This is a genomic window from Oceanobacillus iheyensis HTE831 (genome assembly GCF_000011245.1).
Lineage (GTDB): Bacteria > Bacillota > Bacilli > Bacillales > Amphibacillaceae > Oceanobacillus > Oceanobacillus iheyensis.
This window is the reverse complement of the sequence record NC_004193.1, coordinates 1,697,263-1,721,571: the sequence shown is the minus strand read 5'-3', so window position 1 is coordinate 1,721,571 and position 24,309 is coordinate 1,697,263. Positions and strand designations below refer to the sequence as shown.

At 35.3% G+C, this 24,309-nt stretch carries 23 protein-coding genes, 2 pseudogenes and 1 riboswitch; of the genes and pseudogenes, 4 read left to right on the top strand and 21 right to left on the bottom strand.

Annotated elements, in window-relative coordinates:
- Positions 1-164 precede the first annotated feature (164 nt).
- Positions 165-1,259, bottom strand: a complete 1,095-nt coding sequence (locus OB_RS08680; RefSeq protein ID WP_011066081.1) for an ATP-binding protein — start codon at positions 1,257-1,259, stop codon at positions 165-167.
- Between the two features lie 225 nt (positions 1,260-1,484).
- On the opposite strand from OB_RS08680, the gene OB_RS08675 reads away from it, so the two are divergent.
- The gene (locus OB_RS08675) at positions 1,485-1,946 is read left to right on the top strand and encodes a DUF2621 domain-containing protein (protein ID WP_011066080.1); all 462 of its coding nucleotides are present in this window, start codon (positions 1,485-1,487) and stop codon (positions 1,944-1,946) included.
- A 25-nt stretch (positions 1,947-1,971) separates the two neighbouring features.
- Here OB_RS08675 and OB_RS08670 read toward each other — a convergent pair whose 3' ends face one another.
- The 9 genes from OB_RS08670 to OB_RS08630 all read right to left on the bottom strand — a co-directional run bounded on the left by OB_RS08670 (position 1,972) and on the right by OB_RS08630 (position 9,942).
- Positions 1,972-2,439 carry a CcdC family protein gene (locus OB_RS08670; RefSeq protein WP_011066079.1) on the bottom strand — a complete coding sequence of 156 codons (468 nt, stop codon included), beginning with the start codon at positions 2,437-2,439 and terminating at the stop codon, positions 1,972-1,974.
- 79 nt (positions 2,440-2,518) lie between these two features.
- Positions 2,519-3,223: a cytochrome c biogenesis CcdA family protein gene (locus OB_RS08665; RefSeq protein WP_011066078.1), complete on the bottom strand. Its 705-nt coding sequence runs from the start codon at positions 3,221-3,223 to the stop codon at positions 2,519-2,521.
- 235 nt (positions 3,224-3,458) lie between these two features.
- The gene (locus OB_RS08660) at positions 3,459-3,683 is read right to left on the bottom strand and encodes a YneF family protein (RefSeq protein WP_011066077.1); all 225 of its coding nucleotides are present in this window, start codon (positions 3,681-3,683) and stop codon (positions 3,459-3,461) included.
- Positions 3,684-3,841: 158 nt separating this feature from the next.
- Positions 3,842-5,446 (bottom strand): methyl-accepting chemotaxis protein, encoded by a 1,605-nt coding sequence (locus tag OB_RS08655; RefSeq protein WP_231847008.1) that lies wholly within the window; start codon positions 5,444-5,446, stop codon positions 3,842-3,844.
- Between the two features lie 220 nt (positions 5,447-5,666).
- Positions 5,667-6,134 carry a DinB family protein gene (locus OB_RS08650; protein ID WP_011066075.1) on the bottom strand — a complete coding sequence of 156 codons (468 nt, stop codon included), beginning with the start codon at positions 6,132-6,134 and terminating at the stop codon, positions 5,667-5,669.
- 153 nt (positions 6,135-6,287) lie between these two features.
- A complete protein-coding gene (sirA, locus tag OB_RS08645) occupies positions 6,288-6,746 on the bottom strand; it encodes a sporulation inhibitor of replication protein SirA (RefSeq protein WP_011066074.1) in 459 nt (152 codons plus the stop codon).
- 156 nt (positions 6,747-6,902) lie between these two features.
- Positions 6,903-8,903: a transketolase gene (gene tkt / locus OB_RS08640; protein WP_011066073.1), complete on the bottom strand. Its 2,001-nt coding sequence runs from the start codon at positions 8,901-8,903 to the stop codon at positions 6,903-6,905.
- Between the two features lie 83 nt (positions 8,904-8,986).
- Positions 8,987-9,220, bottom strand: coding sequence for a DUF896 domain-containing protein (locus OB_RS08635; RefSeq protein WP_011066072.1), 234 nt, complete (start codon positions 9,218-9,220; stop codon positions 8,987-8,989).
- A gap of 83 nt (positions 9,221-9,303) precedes the next feature.
- Complete coding sequence (locus tag OB_RS08630) at positions 9,304-9,942, bottom strand: YneB family resolvase-like protein (protein ID WP_011066071.1); 639 nt, start codon at positions 9,940-9,942, stop codon at positions 9,304-9,306.
- 289 nt (positions 9,943-10,231) lie between these two features.
- Here OB_RS08630 and lexA point away from each other — a divergent pair, with 289 nt between their 5' ends.
- The 3 genes and pseudogenes from lexA (at position 10,232) to OB_RS08615 (ending at position 12,224) form a co-directional block, all read left to right on the top strand.
- Positions 10,232-10,855, top strand: a complete 624-nt coding sequence (gene lexA, locus OB_RS08625; RefSeq protein WP_011066070.1) for a transcriptional repressor LexA — start codon at positions 10,232-10,234, stop codon at positions 10,853-10,855.
- A gap of 135 nt (positions 10,856-10,990) precedes the next feature.
- On the top strand, positions 10,991-11,251 hold the full coding sequence (locus tag OB_RS08620; RefSeq protein WP_011066069.1) for a hypothetical protein: 261 nt from the start codon (positions 10,991-10,993) through the stop codon (positions 11,249-11,251).
- Between the two features lie 142 nt (positions 11,252-11,393).
- Positions 11,394-12,224, top strand: a pseudogene (locus tag OB_RS08615) (manganese catalase family protein).
- Between the two features lie 105 nt (positions 12,225-12,329).
- Here OB_RS08615 and OB_RS18790 read toward each other — a convergent pair.
- The 11 genes and pseudogenes from OB_RS18790 to cysI all read right to left on the bottom strand — a co-directional run bounded on the left by OB_RS18790 (position 12,330) and on the right by cysI (position 24,287).
- A complete protein-coding gene (locus tag OB_RS18790) occupies positions 12,330-13,169 on the bottom strand; it encodes a peptidoglycan DD-metalloendopeptidase family protein (protein WP_011066066.1) in 840 nt (279 codons plus the stop codon).
- Positions 13,170-13,257: 88 nt separating this feature from the next.
- Positions 13,258-14,590 (bottom strand): annotated as a pseudogene (locus OB_RS08605) (TrkH family potassium uptake protein).
- Positions 14,591-15,268: a potassium channel family protein gene (locus tag OB_RS08600; RefSeq protein ID WP_011066063.1), complete on the bottom strand. Its 678-nt coding sequence runs from the start codon at positions 15,266-15,268 to the stop codon at positions 14,591-14,593.
- A gap of 58 nt (positions 15,269-15,326) precedes the next feature.
- Positions 15,327-15,485: riboswitch (cyclic di-AMP (ydaO/yuaA leader) on the bottom strand.
- Between the two features lie 448 nt (positions 15,486-15,933).
- Positions 15,934-16,533, bottom strand: coding sequence for an adenylyl-sulfate kinase (cysC, locus tag OB_RS08595; protein WP_011066062.1), 600 nt, complete (start codon positions 16,531-16,533; stop codon positions 15,934-15,936).
- Between the two features lie 11 nt (positions 16,534-16,544).
- Complete coding sequence (locus OB_RS08590) at positions 16,545-18,311, bottom strand: SLC13 family permease (protein ID WP_011066061.1); 1,767 nt, start codon at positions 18,309-18,311, stop codon at positions 16,545-16,547.
- 24 nt (positions 18,312-18,335) lie between these two features.
- Positions 18,336-19,523 carry a sulfate adenylyltransferase gene (gene sat / locus OB_RS08585; RefSeq protein ID WP_011066060.1) on the bottom strand — a complete coding sequence of 396 codons (1,188 nt, stop codon included), beginning with the start codon at positions 19,521-19,523 and terminating at the stop codon, positions 18,336-18,338.
- A 22-nt stretch (positions 19,524-19,545) separates the two neighbouring features.
- Positions 19,546-20,349, bottom strand: coding sequence for a uroporphyrinogen-III synthase (locus OB_RS08580; protein ID WP_231847028.1), 804 nt, complete (start codon positions 20,347-20,349; stop codon positions 19,546-19,548).
- Positions 20,349-20,978: an NAD(P)-binding protein gene (locus OB_RS08575; protein ID WP_011066058.1), complete on the bottom strand. Its 630-nt coding sequence runs from the start codon at positions 20,976-20,978 to the stop codon at positions 20,349-20,351. The genes OB_RS08580 and OB_RS08575 overlap by 1 nt, the downstream gene beginning before the upstream one ends.
- Positions 20,979-20,993: 15 nt before the next feature.
- Positions 20,994-21,740 carry a sirohydrochlorin chelatase gene (locus tag OB_RS08570; protein WP_011066057.1) on the bottom strand — a complete coding sequence of 249 codons (747 nt, stop codon included), beginning with the start codon at positions 21,738-21,740 and terminating at the stop codon, positions 20,994-20,996.
- A 15-nt stretch (positions 21,741-21,755) separates the two neighbouring features.
- A complete protein-coding gene (cobA, locus tag OB_RS08565) occupies positions 21,756-22,529 on the bottom strand; it encodes a uroporphyrinogen-III C-methyltransferase (RefSeq protein ID WP_011066056.1) in 774 nt (257 codons plus the stop codon).
- A gap of 27 nt (positions 22,530-22,556) precedes the next feature.
- The gene (gene cysI / locus OB_RS08560; protein ID WP_011066055.1) at positions 22,557-24,287 is read right to left on the bottom strand and encodes an assimilatory sulfite reductase (NADPH) hemoprotein subunit; all 1,731 of its coding nucleotides are present in this window, start codon (positions 24,285-24,287) and stop codon (positions 22,557-22,559) included.
- Positions 24,288-24,309 lie beyond the last annotated feature (22 nt).

The window sequence follows — 24,309 nt, the reverse complement described above, 5'->3', positions numbered from 1 at the left end:
TTTTTTTAATCAAACACATATTATAAGTTAGTCAACCTTACATACTTATAATATAGGAATTTTAACAATAAAACAATTATAAAACCTTGAAAACTATATTCGAATTAGTTATGTAACCCTATAACAAAATCTTATATTAGTATAATTAAGAATATCATAATTTATCAGAATACCAGTTTAAAAGTACTTCCTTTATCATGGTTATTAGATACTTCGAAATTAGCGTTATGTGCTTCTAAGATTTGCTTTGTGATTAATAAGCCTAAGCCTGTACCAGTTTGTTTTGTAGTGAAAAATGGTTCTCCTAGTTTGTGCAGTATCCCTTCAGGAATACCAATACCCTCATCAATAACCGATACAATAACATTATCCTCTACGTCTTCACTGGTTATGATTATTTCCCCACCGTTGTCCATGGCTTCAATTGCATTTTTTACTAAATTAATGAGTACTTGTTTAATTTGCGAACGATCGCAAACAATAGTTTGGTTACATACACCTAACTTAACAATTCTGATGTTTTTTTGTTTTGCTTGTGGACTTAATAACATAATAACGTCATTAATCATATCACTTATAATCTCATCCGTGCGGTTATCTGTTAGTGGTTTCGAAATAAATAATAATTCCGAGGTTATCGATTCTATCTTTTCTATTTCTTCTATCATTATCTTGAAGTATTCTTCTTTATGGTTGACCCCTGCTTGAAGTAATTGTAAAAAACCCTTTAATGATGTTAGTGGATTTCTAATTTCATGCGCAATGCCTGCAGCTAATTGGCCTGCTACATTCATTTTTTCTGAACGAACCATCATATCTTCTAATTCCTTTTTTACTGTAAGGTCTTTCAAATAAACTAATACATAAATTTGTTTATCAACAGTTCGATAATATTCGAATTCACAAGTTAACGGAACATAATTTCCATCGTTATTAAGAACATTTAGATTGAATTTTCTCAATGTTTTATCAGTTAGCTCCGCTTTTCTTCTAGCAAGTTCTACATCTTTACTGGAAACCATCTCATCCCAATTCAATCCTACAACTTTTGATGGAGAAAAACCTAAAATTCGTTTAATAGATTCTGTGATATATAAAATTTCTCCTACTATATCTAATAAAACAAAGATTCCATCACTTTTCTTATCTATCCAATTTATAATTTCGTCAGGCAAGTCTGTCGCATGCTGTATATTTTTAAGACTTTCAGGAGTTTTCGAGTTCCGCTCTGTTACATAGTTATCTTTTTTATTTTTCATAACTGTGCTCCTTCCAGAATTACCTTTTACATAATATGTATGATTATGACGATTGAAATATGATACTTGTTATTAAGATAAATTGACATTATAATGAAACCATAGACAATTTTATCCAATGATTAAGTTTATGTTACTACAAAAACATTAAAAAATAAATTAATTATTATAATATTAAACAATATTCATAAGTTTTTTTATTTGAGAACAGGGTGCATTTTTATGATGTCTATTATTTTAGTTTTATGGGGATTTTTGCTAATTAGCCTAATGGCTATAGGTGGTTACTTTATGTTCCGCAAGTTTTTAAAACGCCTTCCTAAAGAAGACGGAAGGTCTATTATGGACTGGGAAGAACATTATTTAGAAGAGACAAGACATAAATGGAATGATGAAGAAAAAAGTTTTTTGGAAGAACTTGTTTCTCCAGTACCTGAGCTTTTTAGAGATGTAGCTAGACAAAGAATTGCCAGTAAAATAGGGGAACTTTCAATCAATAAACAAGAAAATATTATTCAACGTTCTACTGTAATCGAAGGATATATTATTGCAACACCAAAACGTGATCATAAATTTTTAAGAAAAAAATTAAAACAAAAAAACATTGACACTACTCCATATGAACCACTTTTCCAACAATCAAAAGATAATTATGAAGTCGATTGGGAACAAAAATACCAAAAATAAAAAACAATGTGCTATGAAGTATTACTTAAGCACATTGTTTTTTATTAAGCTGCAAATATTGATATAGCATTGCAAGTCTCCAGGTTCCTATCATTCCAAGTGCTAACAAGAAGAACATCCCTGTAGTTTCTCCTACAGAAATCGTACTACCTATAATAATTTTACTCGTTAGTCTTATCACTAATAAACCTATTAAAATAAAAGGAAAGACTTTAGACGGTTTCACATAAATATCTTCACCAATTATTTCAAGTCGTGATGTTTTAATTAAAAATATCGAAAATATCATACCTACTGCGAGTGCTTCTAACACCTGCAACCAAGAAATATGAAAGATGGGTAGTACAAACATTAAGGCCCCAGTACTCATAAAAATCGGAGGTAAGATGATTTTTTTTGCTGTTGCAGGTTTTTTTGACGCACGCATTCTTACGAAAATCATCGTAATTGCCATGAAAGCAAATACGACAGTACTTGCTATTGCCCAATACATGGTATCACTCTTTCCCTAAGCTGAACTAAAATGATTACTATGAATTATTCTACAGTCTATTATACATTATATAGTATAATTAGAAACCCGAAAAACCAAATAAGGATGCTAGATAAGAAGTTAGCTTCGTCATCCAATCAAAAAATAATGCGATTCCCATCAAAATCATCACCCAGCCACCTATTTTTACTAACAACTGACTATGTTTTTTAAACCAGGTTAATTTTCCAATGAAAAATGCGAGTACGAAGAATGGAATAGAAAAACCTAATATGTAACTTATCATCATAATCATACCAATATCCGGTTGTGTAGCTGCTAGTGACAAGACAATTGCTAATATTGGTCCAGTACATGGAGTCCATCCCAATGAAAAAGCCATCCCTATTAATAGAGATCCAATATATCCTGCGGGACGATTTTTAAAATGAATTTTTCGATCTTTCATCAGAAATTCAAAATTCAATACTCCGACAATGACAAGGCCAAAAAATATTATTAATATAGCCCCAACTTGTCTGATTGTTGCCTGATAGGTCATTAAAAACTCAGAAATAAACGTTGTGGTAAAACCAATCATAATGAAAATACTAGAAAATCCGATTAGAAAACAAAGTGTATGTAGTATTGCTTTTTTATCCATTCGTTTATTGTCATCTGTAATTTCATTCATACTCATACCAGTGATATATGAAAGAAAAATTGGATAAAGCGGTAACACACAAGGCGATATAAACGATAGAAATCCTGCACTAAAGGCAAGAAAAATATTAATTTCTGACATAAGCTAACTGCCCCCTAACAAGTCAATTTCTATTTTAACAGATGTATTATTAAATAAAAGAAGATATTATGACAATATCTATACATTTTATTCATTTTTTACTAAGACATGCTATATCTTCCATTTTTCTCAAACAAAATAAAAAAACCACTTATTAAAAGTGGCTTTCTGCGAGTCTTGATCACATATTACCAAATGAACTCTATGTAATCATTCACTTACACGGTAAGTGAATTTATTCTTTACCAGATTGGTTATTCATGGCACGCATCATTTGATTGATTTTCTTCTGTGATGGCTTTTGACCCATTTGCATCATTAAAGTACGAAGCATTTGCTCATTAATTGGTGGATTCTTTTTAAGATAGCTCATCATATATTTTCTAGCAATAAAAAATCCTAGAGCAACACCTGCAACCAATGCTGCGATTGCAATTAATACTACCCATATAGTACTCATGTTACTGAATTTCCTCCTTCGTGTTGTCTCTAATACAGTATATTAGATTACAGTTAAGAATACAACGGTTTCGCAAAGAATGCTCTTAAAAAATACCATTTACTATTATATCCTAACTAGGCTATTCCATAATACTTTTTAGTGGTATATATTAACGATTACTTATTATTGTCACTTTCAAATTTAAATTGATTTATTATTTTGGTTAACGATGTAGACAATTGTATGAGATTCATTCCTGTATTAAGTGTACTATTTGTTTGTTCATTCTGTAATTTATTACTAGTAAGCATTTCTTCTGTGCTTGCTAATGTTTGCTGTGATAGTGCCACAAGTTGTTCTGAGGATTCTTTTTGTACGGGTAAGTAAGATTCTAAAGAATGAAGTTCTTGCTGAATATCTACAATAGTAGTTATCGTATCAGCGATTTCCGACATCAAATAATTCAATTCACTTTTTGATCCAGTAGCAATATCTAAGTTATTTTTTGAATTTACCAGCATTTGTTTACATTCATCAGATGCATTTGCCGTTAATTCTTCCATATGAACTATTGAATTAGTGATCTTATTGGCAGCTTCTGATGATTGTTCAGCTAATTTCCCAATCTCGTTGGCTACTACTGCAAATCCTTTACCTTTATCTCCAGCTCGAGCGGCTTCAATAGAAGCATTTAATGAAAGTAATTTTGTTTGTTCCGACACTTTTTGTATAAGTTGTACTAGTTCTGAAATATACAATGATTGACGGAATACCCCTTCTACACTCTTTGTTAATTCATCAACATCTCTTTCATAGTCTTCAAAGGTAGAGATTAACTTCTTAATGCTTTTTTCTCCTCTATTTGCAGTGCTATTCATTTTTTTAGATGTATGAAGTATATTGTTCATATTATTTATTAGTTCTTCGATTTTACCTTTCATTTCCACGGTAGTTCTCAAATTGTTTTCTGAACTATTAGCTGTTTGTTTTGCTCCATCGTTAACAATAGATATGGAGTTGGTTAGTTCTTCACTCGATTGTAATGTAAGTGTAGATGAACTTTTCAATTGATTTCCGGTAGCTTGCAATGAGGTTGTACTATTTTTCATTTCTTGAAGCACCTGTTGAATGTAATTCATCATAATATTATAACTATTATGTAAGGACATAATTTCAGGAATCGTTGTCTTAGGAGAAGAAATGAAGAAATTCCCTTTCTTCACTTCCTTCATCGTTGCCTGTAAATCAGTTAAAGGAGTCGTTAATGATTTGATAAACTTTATTAATAGAATCACAGAAACAAGAACACTAGCAATAATTATTAACACTATGATATTTCCCATGTTTGTAATTGGAGACATAAAAGAAGCATTACGTACAAATACAACATAAGTTCCGCTCACTTCATCCATTGTTTGAAAAGAAATTGTATATTCTTCTCCATCAATACTTCTAGTAACTTGCCCATCTCCGTTCTCCTCTATTTCAGCTATAAGTGAAGTAGGTATGGACGGTATTTCACCTTCACTAACTGGAAAAGCAGTAACATCTCCATTACGAATATACACATATTCTGAATCAATTCCATCTGACTCTAGCCTTTCTTTCTGTGTTCGTATATTGGAATTCAATTGTTGCATAAAGTATTCGGGGTCACTTATGTATGTAAAGTGTAAATTTTCAGAGATATACCCCATGAGTTCTGTTTCACTTACTAATCGCTCTTCTATAGTATCTAAGGTAATATTTTTTGCTTGATAATAAGAGATAATCCCAACCATAGAAATGGAAAATACCGTTAAACTTATGAATAATATAAGTAATCTTAACCTAAATGATGTCTTTGAAAAAAATTTTTTTAAATATAAAATCATGTAGCTCATCCCACTCTCTCAATAGTTCTATAGTCCTGATACTTACGTATTGTACCAATTTAATATTAATATAATGTTAATATTTGGTTTATAAAACAATATAAGTAAAATGGATGAGTATTTCTAGTTAATTACTACGGATATGTTTCTTAATATCCATTATTGCTTGTAGATGCATTCCTTCGTGAAAAATCGTTCGAATTAATACTTGTTCAATTGTATACATCCCCATTTCAATCGGAGGAAATTCTTTTTTGAGTAAGTGTCCATAACAATTTTCAATTTCTGTAGGTTGTTGCCTTAGCAAATCTTTTAATTCTTCAAAACTCGGTGTTTTCGAGGTGAAATTATCTGGTGAAGTTCCATATCCAAACCATTCCATAAACGCTTTAGTAGTACTTGAAGATTCTTTCGTTAATGCTTCTAACCATAAAAGTTGATCTAAAAAGATATGGCCTAAATTCCAACGAATATTGTTATTAAAATATTCCGGTATGATTTCCGCTTCAATCGATGATACCTCTTCTACCGCTAATAGAATTTCATTGCGATACGTCTTTAATTGATTAAACAATACTTCATGCTCGTTTTTCACAAAACTAACCTACCTTCTACTAATTATAATAGGTATTATTCTACATAACTTGGAGTAACCCTTCTTTACTAGCACTAAAAAACGGAATTACAATCTAAATTACATAGATTGTAATTCCGTTCCCCTTAACTATATCTTTAACCCACTATATCTTTAAAAATAAGAATATAATACTTGTTGTAATTCATTTTTATCCTCGTAAGACATTGGAGAAATCCAACCAAAATGCTTGTTATCTTGCCCTTGTACGAAAAAGTAAGGATGAATGTCTTCTAATACAGGGAATAAAATCGATACGGCCGCTTCGAGATTGGAACATCGTAGCGATAACCCTCCATTTTCTACATATAGAAACAGTACTTCTTGATCTCGTTTTATTTGAATTCGGTTGCCTATTCGCTTCACATAAATATTCGGTGATGAAAATTGTTTTAGATGCATAGCAAATTTATACAAATGAAACTTCTGAGTTATAAATGTAAACTGTTTAATCAAATAATTTCTTTCGGGGTCGTTCTCATATTCATTAAAAAAACGATGCAATAAATCACTTTTATGAAAATAGCTTTTAGCGACTGGTTCTTTGATCCAATAAATAGAGTATGCATTCATACCGTATTCCCCCTTCTATTAACTATTATAGAAAGGTAGACTTTCAAATGTTGTCAAATTAGTTCGCAAATAACTTCTTCTTTTGTCGAATCCAACTAAAAATATAAAAAGAAAGACGAAACCTTAATGGAATCGCCTTTCTTCTATATGGACCTATTATTTTAATAAGTCTTCCACATGTTTTACAACATTTTCTACTGTGAATCCATACTCTTCAATAACTTTATCACCTTTTGCAGATGCACCAAAGCGATTAATACCGATTACTTTGCCATCAAGACCTACATAACGTTCCCATCCAAATGAAGCAGCCATTTCGATTCCTACTCTAGCTTTCACTTCTTTTGGTAGTACTTCATTCTTGTATGCATCCTCTTGAGCTTCAAAACGATCCCATGAAGGCATGCTAACGACTTGAACATCGATACCTTTTTCTTTTAATGTTTCTTGTGCACGCACTGCTAATTGAACTTCTGAACCAGTAGCTAGTAATAGTGCATCTGGAGTTTCTTTCTCAGATTTACTAATTACATAGGCACCTTTTTTCACACCTTCGTACGCATTTTCCTTCGTACCTTCTAGTGTTGGTAAGTTTTGACGAGTAAGAACAAGCGCTGTTGGCTGATGTTCAGATTCAAGAGCTAGTCTCCATGCAGCTTGTACTTCATTCGCATCCGCAGGACGAATAAGTGATAAGTTTGGAACTGCTCTTAAAGATGCTAATTGTTCAATTGGTTCATGAGTCGGACCATCTTCACCAACCGCAATAGAATCATGAGTAAACACAAAGTTTACTGGCATATTCATAATTGCTGCTAAACGAACAGCAGGGCGAAGGTAATCACTAAACACGAAGAACGTTCCAGCAAATACTTGTAAACCTCCATGCAAGGCCATTCCATTTAATGCCGCTCCCATAGCGTGTTCACGTACGCCAAACCATACATTACGTCCAGAATAATCTTCTTTTGTAAAGTCGCCTTCTTCTTTTATGGTTGTTTTGTTAGATCCAGCTAGATCTGCACTTCCACCAAAGAAGTTAGGAACTGCTTTAGCTACTGCATTTAACACTTCACCTGAAGATGCACGAGTTGCAATGCTGCTTCCAGGCTCATATATTGGAAGTTCTTTTTCCCAACCTTCTGGAAGTTGACCTTTGATTGCTAAATCGAATTGCTCTCCTAATTCTGGATAAGATTTTTTATATTCTTCAACCAGTTGATTCCAAGCAGCTTCTTTCTTTTCACCATCGTTAACGATTTTTTCTTGGAAATCAGCATATACTTCATCTGGTACATGGAATGGTTCATGTTCCCACTCATAATATTCTTTTGTTAATATTATTTCATCTTCACCTAGTGGCGCACCATGCGAAGCAGCAGAAGCTGATTTATTTGGAGAACCATAACCTATAATTGTCTTCACTTCAATAAGTGTTGGTTGCTTCGTATTACGTTGAGCTTCTTTAATTGCTTCACGAATAGCATTTACATCGTTTCCATCTTCCACTCGCAATACTTGCCAACCATAAGCTTCAAAACGTTTTTCCGTTTCCTCTGAGAAAGAACGATCTAGATCTCCATCTAATGAAATATCATTAGAATCATATAGAGCAATAAGTTTACCTAGACCTAAGTGACCTGCTAAAGAAGCGGATTCATGAGAAATCCCTTCCATTAAATCACCGTCACTTACTAAGGCATACGTATAGTGATCCACTACAGAATATTTATCTTTATTAAACGTTGCGCCTAAATGAGCTTCTGCCATAGCCATACCCACTGACATCGCAATACCTTGTCCTAAAGGTCCAGTAGTTGCTTCTACACCATCGGTATGATGTACTTCCGGATGTCCAGGAGTTTTGGAATCCCACTGACGAAATCCTTTAAGGTCTTCAATAGATACATCGTATCCAGAAAGGTGCAATAAACTATATAGTAACATTGATCCGTGTCCCGCTGATAATACAAAGCGATCACGGTTAAACCATTTAGAGTTTTTTGGATGATGATTCATAAAGTCTGTCCATAATGTGTACGCCATTGGCGCTGCACCCATTGGTAAACCAGGGTGTCCTGAGTTCGCATTTTCAATTGCGTCAATAGATAAAGTACGAATTGTATTTATTGATAATTGTTCTACCTTGCCTGACATTTTGCCTACCCCTTTCAAAATAAAGCCTTTACTTATCCATTCTATATTGAATTTATCATGACAACAAGCATGACTAATAGAATTTAATGTTTTTTGTTTCGATCTTGGTAATCACGAAGCTTTTGGGGAGTAACGTCTTTACCTTCTGGATCTAAAACGGTCACTGTACTTAACTGGTTTTTGAAAGAGCTTCGTACATTCTTTAAATATTCTTCACGAAGTTTTTTCTGCTCTGCTTTTTCTTCAGTTGTTAATCCTTCTTCTTTGGACTTTTTAGACAAAACATTAATTCTATCTAACTTATCCTTAGATAACATGGTGTCTACCTCCCCGCAATTAAAATAAAAAAAGACAGGATTTCACATCCTGACTTTTATCGTACTCTACCTGGATTTCAGATTCAAGTATTTTGATATTCTTGGTATCTACGGTGTACAGTAGCTTTCGAAACGTTGTAACCTAAACCATTTAGTACCTTTGTAATTTCATTAAATGTTAGCTCGTTTTGTCTTAATCGAACAATTTCTTCTATAGGTAGTTCGGATCGATCTCTACCGGGAGACTGGTCGATTTGTTTCAGATTTTTTTCCGGCCGATATCCCTCGCGTACCGCTCTTCGCATTCCTCTTTTTATTTTCATATTTTGTATTTTTCTCTGGTATTCTTCTACAATACCCACAATTTGTAATACCATCGAATCCGCTTCATTTAATACTAACTCACCTTCGTGAGCAACTGTGTAGATAGGAATATTCAGTTTGCCTAATTGATGAAAAAGTGCAATTTTTGTATTCCCTCTCCCTAATCGAGTTTCATCTTGAATACATAAACAATCCGCTTCTTTACTGGAAAAATATTCAAGAAGTTGAAAAAGTCCTTCCCGTTCGATATCGTATCCGCTTGCTTGTTCTTCGATACAATCAACAATCGTAAAGTCTAGCTTACTTGCTAATGTTTGCAATTCCTCTCGTTGGCGTATTAGGGATGACTCTTGGGTATGTTTATCCGTACTAACTCGACAATATACTACTGCTTTCAATCCTAACTTCCTCCTGTTTCAATTAACCGCTCGTTACCATAGAGAAATATAAAAAAGCGAGCGCTAAAGGCAAATGCTACCACATAGAAAGCATCGGTTCTAGTAAATTTTCTTTAGCATGATTTCAAAGCCCCTTTCCTCCGTTTGCAGAACAATTGTTCTTATTTGATTAAAAGTATATACCGAACATATGATCTTGTCAACAAAAAATTAGAACGAGTGTTTGCTTATTTTATAGTAAAATGATAAACTATCATTAATAAAAACCTATGCTAGAGGTGAACGTTTGATGACAAAACTATCAAAAAGACAACAAATGATCTTTGACTTCATTAAAAGCGAAGTTAAGTTAAAAGGATATCCACCATCAGTTCGAGAAATTGCCGTAGCAGTCGGACTCGCTTCCAGTTCAACTGTCCACGGACATTTAGAGAGATTGGAAAATAAAGGATATATAAGAAGAGATCCTACTAAACCAAGAGCAATTGAAATTATTGATTTAGAAATGGAGCAACAACTACCAAAAGATGAGGCACGGTATGCACCTGTAATTGGTAAAGTAACGGCAGGGATACCAATTACAGCTGTTGAAAATATTGAAGAGTTCGTCCCAATTCCAAGTTCAAGTGCCGGTCCTGACGATAATGTATTTGTACTTGTAATTGATGGTGAAAGTATGATTGAGGCAGGCATATTAGATGGAGACATGGTAATTGTTAAACAACAGAACACAGCAGTGAATGGAGAAATAGTTGTAGCGATGACCGAGGAGAATGAAGCAACAGTAAAACGATTCTTTAAAGAAGAAAATCGTATTCGACTTCAACCAGAAAATGCCACAATGGAACCATTATTTTATGATAATGTAACAATCCTTGGAAAAGTGATTGGATTATATCGAAATATACATTAAAAAAAAGAGTTTAGCTAAAATTCTATAGCTAAACTCTTTTTTTATATGCAAAGAATTATTCATCTACATAGTTTGTACATAAATTTGCAATCAAACTAATATCCTAATATTAGAGAATAGGAGGAGTGAGATCAAATGTCAGATAAATTCTACCAACGAAGATGGTTTTATATTCCCACTGCTGTCATAGCAATGGTACTAGGTATTTATTATTTAACCAAATATATCGATTTCTTAACATTACCTTTCTTATGTATTATCTTAATTATTGTTACAACGTTAGAAGTATTAGAAACAAAAAATATAAAGTCAAAAGAAAATATACTTAAGTTAGGGTCATCCGGATTATTAATCGTGCTTGCTTTATGGTACCAGATCACTGTCTTCATTTTATAAAAAATATACTTATATTATATATCTTATTCAACCTCTCTCTAATACATAAATCAAATAGTGTAAGAATCTGTTTAGTATAAGAATGTCAGACTTTTTATCTGCATATACTTAATTGGTTATTACATGGAGGGAGGAATAATCTTTGTTTTATCATTTTAAAGAATTGCAATTCGAAGCAAAACCAAGCAAACCTGATCCTGTATTTGCTAGAAAATTACAAGAAGTACTCGGTGGACAATATGGGGAAATTAGTGTAATGATGCAATATTTATTCCAGGGGTTTAACTCTAGAGCAGAACCAAAATATCGCGATTTGTTATTTGATATTGGAACAGAAGAAATTGGGCACGTAGAAATGTTAGCTACAATGATTGCTCGATTATTAAACGATGCACCATTTGAAACGCAGAAAAATGCTTATGACACAGATCCTGCTTTAGCAGCTATATTAGGTGGTTCCAACCCACAACATGCTATTGTTAGTTGACTTGGCGCTATGCCAGCTGATAGTAATGGAAATCGCTGGTCTGCAAATTTCATTATTTCCAGCGGGAATTTACTAGCGGACTTTCGTGCTAACCTTACAGCCGAGTCACAGGGAAGATTACAAGTTACTCGTTTATATAATATGACAGATGATCCAGGTGTAAGAGATTTGTTATCCTTCCTAATTGCAAGAGATACTTATCATCAAAATCAATGGTTTGCTGCAATACGAGAACTTGAAGAAAGGGAGAATGATATTGTTGTCCCTTCAACTTTCTCTAGATCAAAAGAGTTTCAAGAAGTGTCGTATACACTATTTAATTTCTCAGAAGGCGAAGAAAGTAAAAAAGGTAGATGGGCACATGGCCCAAGTTTTGATGGAAGAGGAGAATATAAATATGTAAGCGAACCAGTTTTTTGGGGAGGTGCACCTAAATTACCACCAGCTCCCCCACTATATTACAATACTCCACCATCTAAAATGTAAAAACCTCCTTAAGTATAGTATTCAATGTTTATACGAAATCACGAAATCAATAAACATCAAAGTTAAAATCCCCTTAACTTTGATGTTTATTGATTTATATTAAAGTTACAGGAATAATTTCTCCCAAGTTACTTTTCCTGCTTTCCCGTCAACTAAAATACTTTCTTTTTGTTGAAAAGATCTCACTGCATTATTTGTATTATCGCCAAAAATACCATCTAACCCTTTAGGATCTTCTCCATTAATATAAAGCATTGCTTGAAGTATCCATGTAATATTTCCTTTAGCACCACTTGCTATTGTTACTGTAGCAGATTTAGTTTTCTGTCCCCATATACCATCAACTGTTAAATTTGCATTGAATTGCTTATTTAATTCTATTTGATAACCTTTGATTGCTGCTTTAATTGTTAATGGACCAGCTATTCCATCAACCGCTAAACCTGTATCATATTTCCGATTCAATCCAGTTTGAATATCTTCCATAATTGTCTTGTTATCACTAAATTTTTGTAAATATTTCGTAGGGTCTAAACAATTATTTACTCTATCAGATGTCCAACCATAAGGTGGTTGACTCTCGGCTTTTTTACGTACTTCATAGTGCAAATGGGAACCGGTTACATTTCCTGTATCACCTTGTTTACCTATTACTTGCCCTTTTTTCACAAACTGACCAGGCTGTACGGAGACACTATCCAAATGAGCATATAATTGGCCTCGGTTATTTTTATCTTGAAGAAGTACAACAATTCCAAATCCACCTAAGCCAGTACCAGTCCTACCCATACCAGCAAAAATGACTTTTCCTTCTGTAAATGCTTGAATATTTGCTTTATGAGATTTAACTAAGTCTATTCCTGTATGAAAAGTAAATCCAATTCCTGACCACACGTCTCTTCTAAATCCAAATGGAGATGTTACCCGGTAATCTCGAAATGGCATATAATTCTCCTCCCTTTTCTAGTATTTATATGAAAAAAGTGACCAGCCCGACAGGACTAGCCACCTAAGTAAATCGTCTATTTTCTTGTTATCCAGTAAATACATCATCCTTTGGATAGCCTATATTCCCTTTGGAAGTTCTCGCTAAAGCAAAGGCTAAGGTAATCGGACCTATTCTTCCTGCTAGCATTAATATACATAGTAGCAATTTCCCGCTTTCACTAAGTTCAGCAGTTAGCCCCATCGATAAACCTACTGTACCGAATGCAGAAAACGCCTCAAAAATGATGTGAAGGTAAGGAGCGTCCTCCGTTATGGTTAGTAAAAAAATCACAGTAATTACCATTAACAAACTAATAACTGTGATAGCTAAAGCACGATGAACTACTTGACCTGGTATGGACCGTTTGAATATTACAGCTTCTTTTTTTCCTCTTAGGTAAGCATTTACAGCTAATACAATAACGATAAAAGTAGTTAATTTGATACCACTACCTGTAGAAGCACTTCCAGCACCAATAAACATAAGAAACATTGTTAAAGTTAAGGTAGCAGGATTCATACTTCCTATATCAAGACTGTTAAATCCAGCAGTTCTAGGTGTTACTGCTTGAAAATAAGAAGCCCATAATTTCTCATCCAACGCTAAATTAGCCAATGTTTCAGAATTTGTATATTCAAGTAAAAAAATTACAATAGTAGCTATTATATTAATCGATAATGTACCAATTATCATTAATTTTGTGTGTAATGATAATTGGTGATACTTTCTCGTCATCATCAGATCAGAAATAACTGTAAAACCTATTCCTCCGACGATAAAAAGAAAAGTTATGATTATATTTACTACCGGGTCGCCGACGTAGCCCATTAGACTATCTGACCAAAGCGAGAATCCAGCATTATTAAAGGCAGAAACTACATGAAACAAACTTGTAAATATGCCCACCAAATCCATATTCTGGTACCCAACGAATAGATAACAAGACTGTTGCAATTATTTCCATAGAAAATGTAAATATTAAAAGTGATTTAACAAGTCTTACTAACCCACCAAGTGTTGATTGATTAAAGGATTCCTGCACGAGTATTCTTTCACGTAGTCCTATTTTCTTACCTAGGATCAAGACAATCATTATTGCAAATGTCATTAACCCCAGACCACCTAGTTGTATCAGAATCATTATCACAATCTGACCAAAAAGTGTAAATTCCGTACCTGTGTCGAGTACGACTAACCCTGTTACAGTGGTTGCTGAAGTCGCTGTAAATAAAGCATCGATTACACTGATTGGTTCCGAAGTTGAAATCGGCAAGGTTAATAAAAATGTACCTACTATTATTACTGCTATAAACCCTAATGTTAAAATCTGAGGAGGATTTAGTGAAAGTTTCCAAAATATTGGAAAGCGACTCATCATTTATATCCCCTTTTCCTCAAATTTTCGTATAGATTGATTACTTCCCATAGTTACTAGAATAGATCCCTCTGGAATAATCTCATCAGGATGCGGAGAGACATTAATTCCCTCCTTTGTTTTTATTGCTAGGATAGTCACACCGAATTTTGCTCTTAAATCTAATTCTAATAGACTTTTATTGTGAATTTTTTTAGAAGCAACTAATTCTACAATACTATATTCATTTGATAAATTTATATAATCAACAATTTTCTCCGACGCCATGTTATGTGCTACTCTTAAACCCATATCTGATTCAGGGTGTATAACTAAATCTGCTCCGATTTTAGTAAGGACATTTTGATGATGTCTATTCTCAGCTTTAACCCATACTTTATCTGTCCCTAATTCTTTAAGGATTAAAGTGGTTAGTACACTTGATTGAATATTATCTCCAATTGCTACAACAACATGGTCAAAATTGGATACTCCAAGACTATTTAACGCTTCTTCGTCTGTACTATCTAATTGGACAGCATGGATCGTATACGGCATATACTTTTTAACTTTTTCGATGTCTTTATCAATAGCTAAAACATCACACCCTAAATAATAAAGCTCTCTGGTAATACTTCCTCCAAAACTACCTAATCCAATGACAATAAATTGTTTCTTCTTCCCACTAATTCTTCTTGGCATTTTCACCACTCCTTTGACATTAAAAAACCATTACAAAGAAATGGTCTAGAAATAAGACCTTTTCTCCCTATGACGCTTACGAGGTTAGCTGTCGGATTAGGGACATAAAGTATCCCTTCTAAATATTTAGATTCACCCCAAGACAAATGTTTTATTGCCAAAAATGGGTCCCCCGCACTGCACAATACTAAAGCAACAGTTTCAGCGACTAAAAAGGCGTCATATTTGGTTTTAATATTGAATTTACTCTTGAATAATAATAATGTCAATCCACTTTTAAATACACAGATAATTCTAATATAATAACCTTTCATGGCTTACATCGATTACTATATATATAATAAGTGGAATTAAAATCAAAAGCATCTACGATTCTACTTTATCTATAATATTTTTTAAATAGATTATTTACTACTTTTGCAAAACCATAGAAAAAAGATAGAAAAAAGAAAATGGATTAGACTCTTTATTTATGAAGAATAAATTGGTGAACCCCCGATTATTAGGAGGTTCACCAGGATATACGAAGTTATTTTAGAAGCAGTTCTTAATCATACAATATTAGTATGGAGTAAATAATTTTGTATAGTTATGATGATATTTCATATAAAGGTTTAATGTTTCTTATTAATGTAGATCGTCTAACTCGATTGTCAACGCATGACTTAGATATATTGCTTATCTTTTAAATAATGAATGATGGTTTGAACGGATTCCTCTATTGATTGGTTTTCCGTATCGATTACAATTTCCGGATGAAGTGGTTCTTCATACGGCGCATCAATTCCAGTGAAATTATTAATTTCTCCCAATCGAGCTTTTTTGTACAAGCCCTTTGGATCTCTTGCTTCACACATATCCAGACTGCACTTCACGTAAATCTCAATGAATTCATCTTGCGCAAGAGTTGCTCTCACATGATCCCTGTCTTCTTGGTAAGGGGAGATAAATGCTGTCAGTGTAATTAAGCCCGCATCAACCATCAGTTTGGAAACTTCTCCTATACGACGAATATTCTCTTCCCGATCTTCTGGACTAAATCCAAGATTCTTATTCAACCCATGTCGAACATTATCCCCATCAAGATGATAGGTGTGTGTCTCAAGCGAAAACAATTCTTTTTCCAATGCTGAAGATAAGGTTGATTTACCAGACCCCGATAATCCAGTAAACCACAATACAGCACTTTTATGGTTATTCAAATGTTGTCTATCTGCTTTCTTTACACTGGTTTTTTGCCATACGATATTCGTAGATTTATTCATGTTTTCCCCTCCTAATACCACCAGTAACTGACAATGCTAACAGTCAATACCATCACTATCAGACTTAATGGTGTCCCTATTTTTACATAATCTATAAACTTGTAACCCCCTGGACCATATACAATCATATTTGTTTGATAGCCAATTGGAGTGATGAAACTGGCAGAAGCAGCGATGGCGATTATTACTGCAAACCCCATTGGTTCAACATGAAGATTCCTTGCCATTTCCATTCCAACAGGAAACATCAATACTGCTGCCGCGCTATTCGTAATTATTTCTGTGAAAATATTAGTCAAAATATAAATCAATAGTAAGAGAATTACCAAACCAGCTGGCTTTCCCAACATCAATATGCCTTTTGCAATATATTCAGCTAACCCTGTTTTAGTAATGGCCAAACCGATACCGAATGAGCTTGCAATCAAAAGTAATACGTCGAAATGTATATATTTCTTTGCTTCCCCCGGTTTTATTACCTTGAACAGTAGTAATAAAACAACTGCCATCGTCATCGCTTTAAACATGGTGAATACACCTAACGTTACAAGTGCTATCATCCCAAAAAACAGGATAATAGTGAACCAACCTTTAATAGGGTCTATCCTTAACGTTTCAGTAGTATCCGGAGAAGTTAAGATATAGAAGTCTTTCGAATGTTTATACTTTCTAACAAAATCTTTGTCAGCTAGAAGTAATAACGTATCTCCTGGTTTTAGAACAATGTCTCCAATTTTGCTTGCGATTCGCTCACTTTCTCGGTGAACAGCTATCACACCTGCCTCAAATTTCGAGCGAAACTTTAATTGTTTGATCGTTTTTGATTGCAACGAAGACTGATGTGCTATAACAACTTCTACAATCTCGGAATTACCATTTTTCAGTTCTCTAAGTTCCAAATCTGTCCCTGTTCGTAATGTTAAACCTTTTGTCATTTGGACATCTCTAAGCGTCTCGATCAATCCAGTAAAAATTAATCGGTCAGCTGTCTGGATTATTGTAGTTGGTCTGACAGGAGAAATCCGTTCTTTATCTCTAATAATTTCAATTAAATATAATCCCTTCAAATTTCGTAATCCAGCATTTTTTATACTTTGATTGGCGTATGGGAAAGACTGATCCACAATCAGTTCTGCCAAATATTCACGTGGATCCTCATCAATTTGTTGTTGAAGGCCTTTATTCTCCGGAAGAAGTTTGGAACCAATCGTAAAAATATAGATAAGACCAACTATAGTAATCGGTATACCGACAATTGCCAGCTGAAATAAAGTAAAACCACCATAACCATAATCGATTAGCATTCCGTGAACTACCAAATTGGTAGACGTTCCAAGAACAGTAATGGTTCCACCTAGTATTGTCACGTAAGAAAGGGGGATCAAAAACTTCGAAGGTGCAATACCCCTTTCTTCACACCAGCCTTTAACGATCGGCATAAATGTTACGACAATAGGTGTATTATTGAGAAATCCTGATAGAAGTGATACAGGAATGAAAAAGCGTGCCACAGAATCTATCATTCTATGGCTTCCTGCCATCCATGATTTCATAATATCTTCAAGTATCCCACTTTTCTTTACTGCTCCTGCCACAACAAATAGGAGACCAACAGTAATCATCCCTTCATTGGAAAAGCCGCTTAGAGCTTCAGAGGGATTAAGAATGCCCGTTATCAGGAAAACAGTAAGTACCGTGAACACAACAATCGATGGACTTGCCACTTCAAAAAGCAATGCTCCCAACATGGCAATAACCATAAGGAGTACGAATATCATTTCTGCTGACACGGGAAACACCCTTTAATTTGTATTGTTCTTGCTCAATCCTTTCATCAGTACAGAGGCAACCTCTGGTCTGGAAAATTCTTTGGGTAGCTGCTCACCGTTGCGAAGCTTCTCACGGACCTTGGTACCACTTAAATGAACGTGGAACTCTTTTCCGTGTGGACACGTTTTTTCAGTGCCCATATTCTCGCATTTGGTACAAAAAAATGCATGTTCAAATTTAAATATCTGTATACCAAGTTTTTCTTCATACTGGGATATCAAATCTTGCGCTTCATAAGTGCCGTAGTAATCCCCTACACCAGCATGATCTCGACCAACTATAAAGTGTGTGCATCCATAGTTTTTTCGGACAATCGCATGGAGAATTGCTTCCTTTGGTCCGGCATATCGCATTGCCGCTGGATAAATAACAAGTCTTGCTCGGTTCTCGGGATAATAATTTTTAAGAATAACCTGATAGCTTTCCATACGTATTTCCGCAGAAATGTCATCTGATTTTGTTTCACCCACCAATGGATTCAATAACAATCCATCCACAGATTCTAAAGCACTTTTCTGAATGTATTCATGGGCACGATGAACCGGGTTCCGTGTTTGGAAGCCAACAATTGTTTTCCATCCTAGTTCAGCAAACATTTTCCTTGTTTCTTTCGGATCATAATAAAACTTTTCGAAATTGTCGTGACTTGGTCGATTCAACATGAAAATCGGTCCAGCTAAATACACATCTCCTTTTTCGTACAGTTTTTTAACACCAGGATGCGCAGCATCAGTAGTGCCATAGACAAGACTTGCTTCTTTTTCCTTCTCATAGGTATACTTTTCTTCCAACTCAAGCACACCATATAAAATATCGTCCTCTCCAAACAGAGCAATCGATGTACCAATATCATAGGAATCTGCTTGCTCTTTATTTACTGCCAATGTAATAGGAATGCTCCAAACTGTTCCATCTTTTAAACAAACATTTTCAATGACGCTTTGATAATCTTCCTCCCCCATGAATCCGGTTAACGGGCTAAAACCACCATTAGCAATAAGTTCTAAATCCGACAAACTCCATGCGTCTAATTTTAAAGCGAGCAACGATTTTGATTTATGTAGGTATGACTCTTTTCGATCTCCTGTTAATTCCCTATCGATGAGCTCACCACCATGAGGCAGAATATTCTCCTGTTCTTTCATTTCTACAGAACTCAAATGCAAAACCTCCATCATTTTATTAATTAGTATTTTTTAAAAGATAATCCCTAAGTTCGATTACCATAGCACCCATCTTTTGATTTGCAGGTTGAACCACTCGGCTAACACCATATTGATTCAGCTGATTGGCGGTTACTTTTCCAACTGCTACAGCCGTTACATGTTTATTAAAGGCTTCTGTCAATAACGCTGTATCAGACGCCATTTGAAATAAGTTTTTGACCTGGGTTTTACTCGTGAAAATTACGGCTTCGAGATTTTGCTCGACTATATTTGACTCCAATTTAGCTATCGTTTCTTTATCTGGATTTCTGTAACGATATGGCTTTGACATATATACATTACAGCCTAGATTTTCAAGTTTTTCTTTTAATACAATATCGTCCTCATTATATGTCTGCAAAAAAACTGTCTTGGAATTCCCTCCTATTACTGATTGCAAGGAATATAGTAGATTTTGCATCGTTCCATCTGTTGAAACAACCTTCGCATCCAGGGAATGACGCTTCAGCCATTTCTCCGTTTTACTACCACGTATAGCCAACGGAATACTACTGAGCTTCGAGATAAATTCAGGGAAACGACTGACACGCAATGAAGCTTCTTCCAATGTTGAAGCTCCTATACCGGTAGTCAACACAACAAAGTCAAAAGCGTTGTCAATCAGTTCAAAGACATCATGTTCACTCGTTTCATTATTTAAAATCTGTTCTCCTTGAATGGAAAATACTATAGGAGTTCCACCAATCTTTTTAACAAGCGCTGCGATTTCATCTGATCTTCGGCTCGCTGCGATGCCAATTCTTTTAGCTTCCTTCTCCATCAATCTGATTCACTCTTTCTATCATTTTTCTTGAACCATTCAATAAACCTTCTCTGCCTATCTTTGTCTAAATATTCCTCCGACAAAAGCTCTTTCAATAGCAACTTCTGCTGAAATTTATCTAATAGAGATTTCTTAATAAGCTGTCGGCATTCAGATAAAAAATGGATATAATCTCCGTAGTCTTCAGGATATAAACGTTCAAGCTCTTCTTTCATTTTGACCGCGAATTGCGGGCTTGCTCCATTCGTCGATACACTAACAGAGAGATGTCCTCTTCTAAAATAAGTTGGAAAAGCAACATTTCCTTTTTCCACTTCTGCTGCAGCATTGATCAGTGACTCTTTTGGTGCCCAGTTGATTACATGTTGATTAACGATAGGATTATTCGTAGCGACAATAATAAGAAAAGCATCTTTAAGATCCGTGGCTTCAATAACTTTCTCTTTCCAAAGTAATTGTCCTTCTTGCCATAGGTATACAATAGCTTCCACTGCTTTCGGACTTATCACCGTTACAACAGCATTGTTTTCCAAAAGTGTTTTTGCTCTGCGAAGAGCTACTTTTCCTCCGCCGACTATTACGACATGCCTGTCACTTAAATCAATCATCAGTGGAGTGAAAGCCATTATCTAACCTCCCCTCTATAAGTTTGTATTTGAATGAATTGCTTCTAAAACTCGTTCTTTCAATGCTTCGACCATAATTGGATGATCAGACAATTGACGACAGAGAATAAAATTCTTTTCCTTCTTCTCCATATTGTTGATTTCACTTTCCATAGATTGAAACAATACCCCTGTAAACCATAAATATGGTAGGACAAAAACACGTGAGTAACCTTCCTCTTCCAATGAGGACCTTAATCCTTGTTCAAACGAAGGACTGCACGCAGCCAAATAACAGACATCGACATGCACGTTCATTTTCATCTGCAAATTCGATGCAATTTGCTCAATATCTTTTTTCGTTTGGGGGCTACGGCTTCCCCGGCCAACAAGCAGGATTTTTGAACCTTTACGGACCTTAATATTTGTTTCTCCCACCCGCTCTGCCAAAACATTCGTCAAACGGGTTTGTACGCCAAGTGGTTCCCCATAGGTAAATTGTATAGAAGGAAATTCAACTTTAATTCGTTCGACTTCTTCTGGAATATCCTGATAGTAATGCCCGGCACGTAATAGGAGGACAGGTACAATAGCAATCTTCGTCGCTCCTTTTTTTAAGAGCTTATTGATGCCCTGCCCGACATCTGGTTCGGAAATTTCCAGAAAACAAGTTTCCTGCAATGGAATACCAATCTGTTTTTTCACTTGATTAATAAAAGCAATTGCATCTGCTGTTGCTTCAGGTATACGACTACCGTGACTGACATAAAGCACCCCTTGCACAACTGCACCTCCCAACTATCCAATAACCACTTCTGGATTAAAGTGTTCTATCGTTTCCTCATTAAACCATTGAATCTCATCCCTAAGTCGCACTACTTCACCGATAATAATCATGGAAGGATTTTTTAACTTTTCTGTAACATGGGTGATATCTTCCAATGTCCCTGTGACGGTTTGTTGCATTTCAGTCGTTCCCCAATGAATAACTGCAATTGGTGTTGTGGAATGACGGCCATAGCGGATTAATCGTTCACAAATCTCTGGTAAGCTTTTCACTCCCATATAAATGCAAAGAGTATCTGAACTTTTCGCAAGATGTTCCCAATATCTTTCATGCTCCTCACCAGTTTTACTAACCCCAGATACAAAAGATACGGAAGAACTGTAGTCCCGATGGGTTAAAGGTATACCAGCATAGGTAGGAGCAGCGGAACCAGAAGTAATTCCAGGAATGATTTCAAAAATCAATCCATTTTCTCTTAGAACCATCGCTTCTTCCCCACCTCTCCCAAAGATAAACGGATCACCGCCTTTTAGTCTCGTGACAATTTTATCCTCCTTCGCATATGCGCAGAGTAATTTGTTTATATTGTCCTGCGTAAGTGAATGGTGTTCTGGACTCTTACCACAATATATCAACTCGGCATTCTTAGAAGCGTAGCCTAATAACTCCTCATTCACTAGTCTGTCATATAAGATAATGTCAGATTGCTGAATTGCTTTTAAGCCTTTGAGCGTAATCAGTTCCGGGTCACCAGGACCGGCTCCAACTAAATAAACCTTCCCCATTCTTTCACTTCCCTTCCAGAGTCGTTATCAACTACGTACGTCTTCCTTGCTAGAATGAAAATCCAAACCAGATTTAACTTCTTCCACGTATCCAGCACGAATCACAAAATCACCAAAGTGTTCATCTTTCTGTTTATCCTTAGCAAAGTCTATAAATATAGGGCGCAATGTGTTCAGAATCTCCTCTTCGCCTATATTTTCCTTGTAAAGTTTGTTAAGCCGACTTCCATTAAAGCTCCCGCCCAAATACATATTGTATTTTCCAGGAGCTTTTCCAATAAAGGCGATTTCGGCCAATGCAGGACGTGAACAACCATTTGGACAACCTGACATACGGATGACTATTTCTTCCTCACGAAGACCTGATTCGTCAAGTATGACCTCGATTTTATCCAAAAGCTCCGGCAAGTACCTTTCTGATTCCGCCATGGCAAGCCCACATGTTGGGAATGCAACACATGCCATTGAATTTCTCCTAAGCCCGGAATATGTCTTTCCTTCAGTAAGATTAAATTTTTCTACCAGATCATTGATTTGTTTCTTGTTATCACTGGATACATTTGCGATTATAAGATTTTGATTCGGAGTCAGACGGAAGTCGCCTGTATGCACCTTTGCAATTTCTCGTAACCCCGTCATTAACGGATAATCCTCAACATCTTTTATTCGGCCATTCTGAATAAATAAGGTTAGATGCCAATAATCTTTTCCTTCTATCCATCCATAACTGTCGCCATTAGAATCAAATTCATAGTGTCGTTTGCCTTCTAGCTCCCAACCTAACCTTTCGTTCAATTCATCTATAAACCAATCTATTCCTCTGCTATCAATCGTATATTTAAAACGAGCATTTTTTCTGTTCGAACGGTTTCCAAAATCCCTTTGAATCGTTACTACTTTTTCAGCAACTTCGGTGACCTTCTCAGGCACACAAAACCCGATTACCCGAGATATCTGTGGATAGGTATTTGTATCACCATGGGTCATTCCCATACCCCCGCCAACAGCAACATTAAAGCCCAACAATTTCCCTTCCTCCACGATTGCTATAAAGCCCAAATCTTGAGAATAAATGTCGATATCATTCGATGGAGGAACCGCAATACCAATCTTGAATTTCCTAGGAAGGTAGGTCGATCCATAGATTGGTTCACTTTCTTCACGGCTATCTACAATCTTCTTGTCTTCCAACCAAATTTCATGATAAGCATTGGTCTCCGGTAACAAGTGATCACTAACTTTCTTCGACCACTCATATACCTCTGCATGTACATCTGACTGTTCTGGATTAACATTACACATGACATTCCTATTTATATCCCCACATGCTGCAATTGTGGTCATCAATGCCTGATTCATACCCTGCATGGTCTTCTTCAAATCCCATTTCACAATGCCATGTAGTTGAAATGTTTGTCTGGTGGTTAACCGCATTGATCCATTTGCATATTTATGAGCTAAGTCATCCATCACCAGCCACTGTTCAGGCGTCGTGACACCTCCTGGAGTACGCACACGAATCATAAACTGGTATGCCGGTTCTAGTTTTTTACGACGTCTTTCATCACGTAAATCCCTATCATCCTGTTGATAGCTCCCGTGAAACTTTAAAAGTTTATTATCTTCATCTGAAATCGCTCCGGTAATTCGGTCTTCCAATCCCTCTGCAATGGTGCCCCGCAAAAAGTTACTTCTCTCCTTAATACCCTCCACTTCATCCAATGGACCGTTATCTTTAGAAATATTAGATTTCGTCACTCTTTCAACTCCTTTTTCGTAT

Coding starts and splice junctions, on each gene's coding strand:
- OB_RS08680 (WP_011066081.1), bottom strand. CDS start 1,259: ATGAAAAATAAAAAAGATAACTATGTAACAGAGCGGAACTCGAAAACT.
- OB_RS08675 (WP_011066080.1), top strand. CDS start 1,485: ATGTCTATTATTTTAGTTTTATGGGGATTTTTGCTAATTAGCCTAATG.
- OB_RS08670 (WP_011066079.1), bottom strand. CDS start 2,439: ATGTATTGGGCAATAGCAAGTACTGTCGTATTTGCTTTCATGGCAATT.
- OB_RS08665 (WP_011066078.1), bottom strand. CDS start 3,223: ATGTCAGAAATTAATATTTTTCTTGCCTTTAGTGCAGGATTTCTATCG.
- OB_RS08660 (WP_011066077.1), bottom strand. CDS start 3,683: ATGAGTACTATATGGGTAGTATTAATTGCAATCGCAGCATTGGTTGCA.
- OB_RS08655 (WP_231847008.1), bottom strand. CDS start 5,446: ATGGTTGGGATTATCTCTTATTATCAAGCAAAAAATATTACCTTAGAT.
- sirA (WP_011066074.1), bottom strand. CDS start 6,746: ATGAATGCATACTCTATTTATTGGATCAAAGAACCAGTCGCTAAAAGC.
- tkt (WP_011066073.1), bottom strand. CDS start 8,903: ATGTCAGGCAAGGTAGAACAATTATCAATAAATACAATTCGTACTTTA.
- OB_RS08635 (WP_011066072.1), bottom strand. CDS start 9,220: ATGTTATCTAAGGATAAGTTAGATAGAATTAATGTTTTGTCTAAAAAG.
- lexA (WP_011066070.1), top strand. CDS start 10,232: ATGACAAAACTATCAAAAAGACAACAAATGATCTTTGACTTCATTAAA.
- OB_RS08620 (WP_011066069.1), top strand. CDS start 10,991: ATGTCAGATAAATTCTACCAACGAAGATGGTTTTATATTCCCACTGCT.
- OB_RS18790 (WP_011066066.1), bottom strand. CDS start 13,169: ATGCCATTTCGAGATTACCGGGTAACATCTCCATTTGGATTTAGAAGA.
- OB_RS08600 (WP_011066063.1), bottom strand. CDS start 15,268: ATGCCAAGAAGAATTAGTGGGAAGAAGAAACAATTTATTGTCATTGGA.
- cysC (WP_011066062.1), bottom strand. CDS start 16,533: ATGAATAAATCTACGAATATCGTATGGCAAAAAACCAGTGTAAAGAAA.
- OB_RS08590 (WP_011066061.1), bottom strand. CDS start 18,311: ATGATATTCGTACTCCTTATGGTTATTGCCATGTTGGGAGCATTGCTT.
- OB_RS08580 (WP_231847028.1), bottom strand. CDS start 20,349: ATGGAGAAGGAAGCTAAAAGAATTGGCATCGCAGCGAGCCGAAGATCA.
- OB_RS08575 (WP_011066058.1), bottom strand. CDS start 20,978: ATGGCTTTCACTCCACTGATGATTGATTTAAGTGACAGGCATGTCGTA.
- cobA (WP_011066056.1), bottom strand. CDS start 22,529: ATGGGGAAGGTTTATTTAGTTGGAGCCGGTCCTGGTGACCCGGAACTG.